Origin of the sequence: Protofrankia sp. Cj5 (genome assembly GCF_917627405.1) — a bacterium.
Classification (GTDB): Bacteria; Actinomycetota; Actinomycetes; order Frankiales; family Frankiaceae; genus Protofrankia.
The window spans coordinates 18,060-27,172 of sequence record NZ_CAKJTO010000075.1 but is presented as its reverse complement, the minus strand read 5'-3'; the positions used below and the strand labels follow the sequence as shown (position 1 = coordinate 27,172).

7 protein-coding genes and 3 pseudogenes are annotated in these 9,113 nt (G+C 66.5%); 4 read left to right on the top strand and 6 right to left on the bottom strand.

The window, feature by feature from the left end:
- The 5 genes and pseudogenes from MJ777_RS23175 to MJ777_RS16040 all read right to left on the bottom strand — a co-directional run.
- Positions 1 to 201: Rpn family recombination-promoting nuclease/putative transposase (locus tag MJ777_RS23175; protein ID WP_370652735.1), on the bottom strand; the 201-nt coding region annotated here is incomplete at its 3' end.
- Positions 202 to 508: 307 nt separating this feature from the next.
- A pseudogene (locus MJ777_RS16055) lies at positions 509 to 2,034 on the bottom strand (ISL3 family transposase).
- Positions 2,027 to 2,311 carry a hypothetical protein gene (locus tag MJ777_RS16050; protein ID WP_239377035.1) on the bottom strand — a complete coding sequence of 95 codons (285 nt, stop codon included), beginning with the start codon at positions 2,309 to 2,311 and terminating at the stop codon, positions 2,027 to 2,029. Before MJ777_RS16050 ends, MJ777_RS16055 begins: the two are co-directional and overlap by 8 nt.
- A 2-nt stretch (positions 2,312 to 2,313) precedes the next feature.
- Positions 2,314 to 2,695, bottom strand: a pseudogene (locus MJ777_RS16045) (flavodoxin family protein); the annotation flags it as partial.
- A 99-nt stretch (positions 2,696 to 2,794) separates the two neighbouring features.
- Complete coding sequence (locus MJ777_RS16040; RefSeq protein WP_131746648.1) at positions 2,795 to 3,262, bottom strand: hypothetical protein; 468 nt, start codon at positions 3,260 to 3,262, stop codon at positions 2,795 to 2,797.
- A gap of 367 nt (positions 3,263 to 3,629) precedes the next feature.
- Between MJ777_RS16040 and MJ777_RS16035 the strand changes: the two genes are divergently transcribed.
- The 4 genes from MJ777_RS16035 (at position 3,630) to MJ777_RS16015 (ending at position 7,990) form a co-directional block, all read left to right on the top strand.
- Positions 3,630 to 4,079 (top strand): hypothetical protein, encoded by a 450-nt coding sequence (locus MJ777_RS16035; protein WP_239377034.1) that lies wholly within the window; start codon positions 3,630 to 3,632, stop codon positions 4,077 to 4,079.
- 822 nt (positions 4,080 to 4,901) lie between these two features.
- Positions 4,902 to 5,192: a hypothetical protein gene (locus MJ777_RS23170; RefSeq protein WP_370652734.1), complete on the top strand. Its 291-nt coding sequence runs from the start codon at positions 4,902 to 4,904 to the stop codon at positions 5,190 to 5,192.
- Positions 5,193 to 5,360: 168 nt separating this feature from the next.
- Complete coding sequence (locus MJ777_RS16020; RefSeq protein WP_239377033.1) at positions 5,361 to 6,950, top strand: ATP-binding protein; 1,590 nt, start codon at positions 5,361 to 5,363, stop codon at positions 6,948 to 6,950.
- A gap of 266 nt (positions 6,951 to 7,216) precedes the next feature.
- Entirely contained in the window at positions 7,217 to 7,990 is a 774-nt protein-coding gene (locus MJ777_RS16015; RefSeq protein WP_239346937.1) for an ISAs1 family transposase, read from the top strand.
- Positions 7,991 to 8,637: 647 nt separating this feature from the next.
- Here MJ777_RS16015 and MJ777_RS16010 read toward each other — a convergent pair.
- A pseudogene (locus MJ777_RS16010) lies at positions 8,638 to 9,113 on the bottom strand (DUF4351 domain-containing protein); the annotation flags it as partial.

Here is a 9,113-nt window from a genome sequence, read left to right as displayed (position 1 = left end):
TGGTGCGGCGAACAACAGATCGGTATGCCGCCACCGCAACGTGGCATCAACCAGACTCCCGGGCACGAGCGCCAGCTTGTCCAGGTCAAGCCGGGCTACCAGCTCTGGTGGCAGTACCGCCCGTACCTGTGACGCCGCGTTCGACGGCGTCCCCAAAATCCGGCGGAACACCGCGTCATGAGGCGTGGACGGACCCGACATGACCGCACCGTACCGACACCCACCGACACACCAGCACACCAGCCCACAACCAGGCACCGCACAACCAGGCAGCGCACAACCAGGCACCGGCCCACCGGCCCACCGGCCACACGAGGCACCCACTGCTCCCGGTCCGGACTACCGGCCTCAGCCGGGCCCCCGCACAGGCCCAGAGCTCATAGCGGGCCGCCACCACCTACGCGACATACCGGCGAACCTGGGCCTAGCCGTCGCGTTGACAAAACTCTGGGACTGTCAACTTTCCGGCTCTGCCAAGATTCCGGTGGTGACGGGTGGTGATAGGTGTTCATGAGAGCAGGATGCGCTGGCGGAGCAGGGGGAACCCGGCGCGGCCGTACATCTGCCTCTTGATCAGTTTGACCTTGGTGTTGGTGCCTTCCGTGGGGCCGTTGCTGTCAGGCAGGGTCAGTCCGGCAACGACGGCGTCGTGGTCGGTGTCGAGCCCGGCGACGAAGGCGTGCAGGAAGGGCAGGTCGTCGTCGCGTACGGTTTTGATCCACATGTCGAGGTCCTAGCCGCAGCGCTCGGTGAGCAGGGCGGCGAACGCGTGTATCCGGGCGGCCAGGACGGTCAGCTGCGGGCAGCTGGCGACCAGGTCGTCGAGGTGCCGCCGCCGATGATCGGGCAGATCGGCGGGCCTGCTCATGAGCCAGCCGGTCAGGCGGCGTGGGGACGGCGGGGTGCGTGCGGGGTCGGCGCGCCCCTGGTTGAGGTAGCGCACGAGCAGGGTGGCGCTGCCCGGGTAGCCCTGCGCACGGATCTCGGCCAGCAGGCGGGTGACCGCCACGGCGGGCTCGGCGGCGAGGCGGCGGCGCAGGTGGTCGCGCTAGGGGTCGACCAGCGTGCGGCGGTACTGCGCAGGACGGTGCAGGGCCTCGGCCGATTCGGCCTGGGCATAGCGCGTGACGGTGCTGCGCGCCCACCCCAGGCGCCGCGCGCACTCGGACAGCCCGACGTCCTCGTCGAGCAGGGTGTGGACGCCCGGCGTGCCGGTGTGCGGGTACGCTCCTCCCGCGTGGTGGCCGTGCGGTCCGGGCCGGCGTGCCAGCAGCGGCTGTGGGTGACCACGGTCTTCTCCACGGCCTCGCCGAGGTTGTGCCACAGGTGCCAGCGGTCGCTGGCCTGCACGGCGTCGGGGGCGCCTTGGCGGATCACCTCCGCGTAGGCCGCCGACCCGTCGCGGCACACCACCCGAACCCCGGGATGCTCGCGTAGCCACGCCGCCAGGCTGTCCGCCTTCCGGTTCGGGAGCACGTCCACGCGGCGGTGGCTGACGGCGTCGATCAGCACGGTGGCGTACCGGTGGCGCCGCCGGAGCGCACAGTCGTCCACGCTGAGCACCTGCGGGGCCGGCCCGGTGGGAACCGGCAGCGCCATGAGCAGGCGCAGCACGGTCGTCGGTGAGACGGTCACGGCGAGCCTGTCCAGCAGTCCCGCCCCCGCCCGCCCGGCCAGGGCCACGCCGACCGTGCTGATGAGCGCCCCCAGGTCAGGAGTGCGCCGGGCGTATCGCTCGGCCAGCTCGGGTACCTGCTCCCGAAACGTCTGCCGTGAACAGTCCAGGTTCGGACACACCAGCCGCCGCACGGTCAACTCGATCACGACGGGTCTGCCCCCGACCGGGAGATCGGCAAGCCGGCGTCGGTGATAGCCGTGCACCCGTGCGGTGCGCGTCCCGCAGCGCGGACAGGCCACCGGCCCGGCCCGGGCCCGGGCAACGACCCGCACCCTCTGCCCCCCATCGACGACGCGCTGGACCAGCACCGCGGCCAGTTGAGGAAAAACAATCTTCAGCAGTTCGGCGTCACACAGCTGCCAGCTTGTCACCGCGACGACGGCCTGTCACCACCGGAATCTTGGCAGAGCCGTTCTTTTTGCAGCCCCCAAGTAGGGTTGCCTGATCCTGCGCAAAGCCCTCGCTCGGATCCAACGAGACGCTCAGATACTTGAGGATCTCCCTTTCAAGTTCTTCGTAAATCTTGAGAAGTTCGCGGAGCACATCCGCCAGATGGGAAGCTGCCCGATCCGGGCGGGACACAAGCTTTGATTTGACCACTTCCAGGACACCAAGATTGGTGGCGACGTTCACGAGACCGTCAACCGATGCGATGATCGATTCCACTTCAGCCCGGCGGCGATGGTCGACGCCCCGGACCGCGCCTGTCGTGGCGGAGTTCCCGTGCACGTACAGGGCGTACGAGCGACCCACCGTCGCATCAAGCACGGGATAGTAGATCTAGTCAAAAAAGTGTTTCAAAGCCCCTGACATGTAGCCGATGTTGGCCGGCGTCCCGAGCAGGTAGCCGTCGGCGGCAAGCACATCAATCGCGGTGGCCGCCAAGGCTGGGCGCACCACGACTTCCACGCCCTCGATCGCCTCATCCCTGGCACCGGCGAGCACTGCCTCCAACATCGTCTGCATGGACGGCGACGGGGTATGGCGGACGATCAACAGCTTCGGCATCGACGCCATGGTAGTGGCCCGACCACCCATCGCACCGCCCTCACAACGCCGCACCGGCGCTGCCCAGTTGCTGGACTCGGATCAGCGGCGCGGCAGGCTACCCGGCGGTTAGAGCCGCCGTAGTGTTTCGGCGTCGAGCCACAATACGTACAGCTGCCTGCCGTCTGAGTGCAGCTGTACGGGCAGCGGCGTGCCGTCGGGCTCCGTGGGCGTGTACCACTGCCCTCTGGGCAGCCTGCCCGTGTCCAGCGACGTATTCGTCCCGCGCGGCGTCAAGGTCAGGAAGAGAACGGTGTACAGGAGTTGGACGTAAAACGATCTTGGAAAGGTGTCGAGGAACTGTGGATGGTATTCGTACGCGAAGGGCTCGAGGAGGAACACCTGCCCCACCGGCTGGGTCGGCGGGACGGCCGACGCGGAGGAGCCGATGGTGCCGTCAGCGTCGGCGGCAGTCGACAGTATTTCGTCGATGACGCGCGCCTGGTCCTGCCCGGACCCACCACATGCTAGGCAGGAAAACTTTCCCTGAATGCAACCGAAACTGCTACACGGAATCTGTTCGGAGTAGTACTCCACCGACCCATCCCATCGGGTGCGGGTGCCGTTTTGATTGTGATACCCGTAACCCTGACACGCGGAGCAGGTAACTTTTCCGACGCCGGAACATGTCATGCATTGATTGGTCGCCATGGCAGCCTCCCGAGACGTATCGGTCTCCATGCTCCTGCGGAACTGACGTTCTTTCGCAATGTACCTCCGCGGTCGCGGCCAGGGCTGCAGGGCGTAATGCAAAGTCCCGTTTCCTCACCTCAGGCACCATGTTCGGGCGGTGGGGCGGATCCGGACGCAACGTGTCCGGGCTGGCACTGGCGCAGGGCGCACGGTGGGGTGAGCCCGAAGAGCACGGCCGTCCGTCACGTTGCGTAGAACATCGCAGTGGCGGGTGGACGGGACTGCCACACCAACCGAGGAGCGCACCCACGGCCGGCACGAGAAACGCACGATCCAGCTCGCCAGGGCCGGCGAGGCGGTCCGCGCCCGCTACCCGCACGCCCGCACCGTCGCAAGGGTCCGCCGCCACGTCACGCGCACCGTCACAAAGGGCCAGGGAAAGCGGCGGGTCACGAAGAAGATCCCAACTGTGGTCACCGTCTATGTGATCACCAGCCTGGCGCTCGAGACTAGGGTTCACTGGGTCCGGGATATGACGTTCCGTGAGGACGCTTCCAAAGTCCGGACCGGCACCCCGCCCCGCGTCATGGCCACGCTCCGTAACTTCACAATCGGGCTGATCCGTCTCGCGGGCTACACCAGAATCGATCCCACCATCCGCAAGATCCGACGCGACACCGCCCTGCTCCTGACCGTCCTCGGCCTCAAAGACCCGGCCTGACCAGCATCAACAACTTTGCAGCACGCCCTGGCCAAGCTCACCCGCCCACACTCCGCATCCACACACTTAACCCCCCGTACATCATGATCAACTTATGTTACGAGTCTGCCGGAAAATAACCCGTAGGTTCCGATGATGGGGCATGATCCTCTGGTAGGGGCGAGTTTGCGGTCACTCGGGAGCTGCTCGCGGCGAAGTTCGAGACGATCTTTCCGCATCTCGACGAGCGGCAGCGACGGCTGCCGATGGCCGCGGAGGCGCGGGCGTTCGGGCGTGGCGGGATCCGGCCGGTGGCCGCCGCTGCGGGTGTCCGGGAAGCCACGGTGTCGGTGGGTGTCGACGAGCTGGACGCGGGCGGGGAGCCGTTGGGCCGGGCCACAGGAACACCTTTTCCATGGCACCGGGCGTGCGCTGGTACTCCCGAAGGCGGTCCTGCGCCCAGAAGCGGCGGGTCGCCTCCTTGTCCCACGCCACGCAGGGCAGCCCAGCCCGACGGAAGAAATCGGGGATCTGGTAGCCCTTGCGGTAGAGCGGACCCTCATCTCCACAGATCAACTCCGCGATCCCCATGAGGATCTCGTCGTCGAAGGACTTCATGGGCGTCTCGGTTTTTCGTGGTCAAGGCACGGCTCCGAGCTGGGAGCGTGCGGACAGTGGTGTCGTGACCACGCTACCGACCAGAACCGATACTCAGCCGGCCGCGCAACAGGCTGTTGGGCGAGTGGCCAGCCAAAACGACCTCTTGCGCAAGATCGGCCATGCTCTGTCATATCTGGCACAGGGTTCGCGCTACTTTTGGTCGCAGATCTTGCGGAAAGTCGCGTGCTCACGCTACGTATCCAGAAGATCGGGAACCCTGGCAGGCCGCGCAGATGGCCGCCGGCTCGGCAGTGCCGGCCCTACGTCCGAGATGGAGAATTCGCCAATCTCTCTGTCGACGAGTGGGAATTCCGCGTCACGAACGAAATTCTGGCCTGGGTCAACGGCCTCGATCCGAGATCCAAGGCGCTCGTCGTCCACGCGATCGACCGGCTGGCCGATGCCGGGCCAAGCCTGGGCCGGCCGCTGGTCGACCACCTGGCCGGCTCGGAGATCCACAATCTCAAGGAGTGACGGCTATCCGAGCCGCAGGAGTACCGCTCCAGCTGCTCCGTCCGGCGTTGACGCGCCTGACGGAGCAGCTCGGAATCGAGCACGTCCTCGCCGCTCGCGAGGCGATGCCCACCGCGGTTCCGTAAAGTTGCGATCAGTGGAGCGCGACGGACCGGAGGGTGGTGGGTGATGACTCGCTCGTTCAACACGACTGGACCGTGCGTGCCGATCGATCATTACATGATCCCAGCCCCGGCACGGCTCCCGGAAGTTCCAGATCTCGTCGAGGACAAGAAATATTTTGTTATTCACGCCCCCCGCCAATCGGGCAAGACAACGGCGCTACGGGCACTAGCCGCCGAACTGACCACGAGTGGGCGCCACGCGGCAGTGGTGCTGTCAATGGAGGCCGGACAGCCCTGGCCGGATGACGTCGGCGCGGCCACCCGTGCGATCCTCGGCCGTGCCCGTCGCGCAGCACGAACCAACCTGCCCGCCGAGTTGCGTCCGCCGCCATGGCCGGACAGCTGGGACGAAGTGCTCCTCTCGGACGCATTCGCCGCCTGGGCGGAGGCCTGCCCGCGACCACTCGTTCTTTTCCTCGACGAGATCGACTCTCTCGCGGGGCGCACGATGCTCAGCGTGCTTCGCCAACTGCGGGACGGCTTCGCTGACCGCCCCACCGGCTTTCCCGCGTCCGTGGCGCTCTGTGGCCTGCGCGACATCCGCGACTACAAGATCGCCGCAGGCGGCGACCCGACCAGGCTGACATCGCCAAGCCCGTTCAACATCGCGGTGACGTCGCTGCGGCTGAGTGACTTCACCATCGACGAGGTCCGCGCCCTCTATGGACAACACACCACCGACACCGGCCAACGGTTCACCTCACAGGCCGTCGAGTACGCCTACGCACTGACGATGGGCCAGCCATGGTTGGTCAACGCCCTCGCATACGAGATCGTCAACCGCATCAAGGTGCCAACGACGGTGACGATCACAGGCGAGCATGTCGACGAGGCCGCCGAACGGATCACGGTCGCCCGTGAGACCCACTTGGACTCCCTACTCGACAAGCTCCGTGACTCCCGCGTCAGACGGATCATCGAGCCCATCCTCGCCGGCACGCAGGTCAGGTTCGACCCGTTCGCCGACGACCTCGCCTACACCACCGACCTGGGACTGATCCGACGAACCGCGACAACGGTCGAAATAGCCAATCCGATCTACCGGAACGTCATCACGCGAGTCCTTGCCGACGGTCTCTTCGAGGGGATTCTCGGCGCGCCCCGGCCCCGCTCGTTCATACTCCCCGACGGCCGACTCGACCTGCCCGGCCTGCTCACCCGATTCACCGACTTCTGGCACCGGAGCGAGGACATCCTCGAAGCCGACGAGCCCTACCGCGAAGTGACCCCCCACGTCACCCTGCTCGGCTACCTCGACCGCGCCATCAATGGAAGCGGCTTCGTGGACCGCGAATACGGCGTCGGACGCGGCGCACTCGACCTGCTCATCCGCTGGACCTACACCGAGCCCGACGGCAGACCCGCCGTCCAGCGCGAAGCTCTCGAGGTCAAGACCCACCGGCCCGGCGACAAGGATCCGACGAAGGCCGGCGTCAGCCAGTTGGACGGCTACCTGCTCCGCCTCGGCCTCTCCGCCGGCCACCTCGTGATCTTTGACCAGCGACCCGCCGAACGCAAACGCGTCGCCACCAAGCTGGGCTCAGAGACCACCACAAGCCCCAGTGGACGGACTATCACGATTGTCCGTATCTGACCCGCCAGTACGTCGTCCTGTCGACGGCGACCCTCGACCGGCTCGACGAACACGTCGACGTCGTCGAGTTCGAGGCGGCGATCTCCGGCTGGGCCGTCGCGCGGGCCCTGGCCTGCCCACCCCGACCCGCGGCGCCACCCACCGAGCCCGCCGAAACGGCTCAGCCAGCGCGGCGGTGCCGGCGGTCGCGGGCGGACGCGCTACGCGAGACCGACCCGGACGGCCGTGTCCGGCTCGCTCCGACTCACCCGTTCGTCGACCCGGCGGTGCGGGTCGAGGCCTCCTACCAGGCCGGCCAGCAGGCCGTCGCGGTCGACGGGAAGGAGTCCCGCGGCGCGAAACGCGGCGGGATGCCCAGGGTGCACCTGCTCGGCTCGGTCGTCCACGCTCTGCGCATGCTGGTCGCCCAACAGCGGGTGGAGAATACGACCACCGAGGTCAGGCACGTCGCCTCACTCCTCGAACCGCTACCGCTGCGTGACGTGGTGATAACGGCTGACGCTCTCCAGACGAACGTGGCGAACACCCTCTACCTGCGCCGGATGAAGCTGGCGCACTACCTGCTGCCGGTCCGGGGTAACCAGCCCCGCCTGTTCGCCCTGCTCGACGCCCTGCCCTGGCTGACTACCCCGGTCACGGCCGCGACTCAGGAGCACAGCCATGGCCGGCTCGAGACCCGTACCCTGCGCCACCTGCCGATGCCCGCCGGCCACGGGATGGTTGATGCCGCCCGCGCTGTGCTCGTCGAACGCTCCGTCACCGAATGGCGCGGCGGCGCCTGGCGGACCAGGACCGAGGCTGTCCTGTCCATCACCAGCCTCGCCGCTCATGAGGCCACCCCCGCCGACCTGCTCGCCCACGTCCGCAGCCACTGGACCGTCGAGCACACACATTGGCTACGGGATGTCATCTGGCGCGAGGATGCCTCCCTGCTCCGTACCGGCGACAACCCCCAGCTGTGGGCCGCTATCACCAACCTCGTGATCAACATGTTTCGGCTACTGGGAGTAACACGGTTCACGATCAAACGGGTTTTATAGGACAAAAACGGTACTTCGTATCCCGTCGCACCGGGTACGAAGCTCGTGATCCTCCTCGAATCTGCGCAAAACCGGCTCGACGGACTGGAGGACAAAACTTCCGATAGGTCAGCAGATCTTGATCAAACTCACTCTAAGAGAGCATCTCGTTCATTTTGCGATGGTTCAGTCGGATTTCTGGCGGTGGCAAGGTGGGGCAGAGTCGGAACCGTCCCGCGCCAGAGCCGCCTCAGGCGGTGCAGACGACGGCGCAGGTGAGTCGATACCCCACCTCGCCGTTCCTGAATCCCGACAATTGCCGTGTACAGGACCCGACAAACTTCGCCTATCTGGACGAAATGCTCTCTAAGTGGTCGCCGCCGGAAGTTCGTCCAGGGTCTGCCGGCGCCAGACGGCGCCTCGCCTCGTTGTCGTCGGTCCCGGTAGAACACCGCTACCGGGGCCTTCTCCGCCTCACGATGCATCCGTCTGTCATCCGGTACCCCCGAACAACTTCCGGCGGCGACCGCTAAGTCGCATGGTCATACCGTGTGACGCAGCGGCTCGCTGCCACTTCGTGTGGAAGTTTCACGGTCGCATGCGCGACCTCGATGGCCGACTCGCGATGCGCGACGATCGAGGGACCGGCCTCCAGATACGCCTGCCGGCTAGCCGAAGAGCTGGTCGAGGGTGTCAGCGCTCAGAACGCGGACGGTCCAGGTCCGCAGCTGGTCAGCGGAGGCGTTACGCACGGTGGTGAGCAGCGCCTCGGGAAGCGGGCCGAACTTGAGCGTCAGCTGCTGGACGAGGGTCTCAACACGGCCCTCGGCGCGGCCTTCGACACGGCCCTCGGCGCGGAGCTGCTCGGCGATGGTCATGTAGGCCTCCTCCGCGTCAGAACCAAGAGCGGTAATCAAATCATGCAGCTGATCACGGATCTCTGCCTCCCCGACCAGCTCAATGTAACGCAGGAGAGCAGCGAACTCCTCCCTGCCATCAGGACCATCCAGAACCGCCCGCAACTCATCCGCCCACGGCCCCAGCTCCTTCACCAGCCACGGATTCCCCGGAGCGATCTTCAAAAGGAGCAGCGTCAACCGCACCGACGACGTCAACGGCCGCTCCCGCAGCGCCCGCGCATCAA

Bases quoted from the DNA above. Each gene is read 5' to 3' on its own strand.
- MJ777_RS16020 (WP_239377033.1), top strand. From the start codon at position 5,361: ATGACTCGCTCGTTCAACACGACTGGACCGTGCGTGCCGATCGATCAT.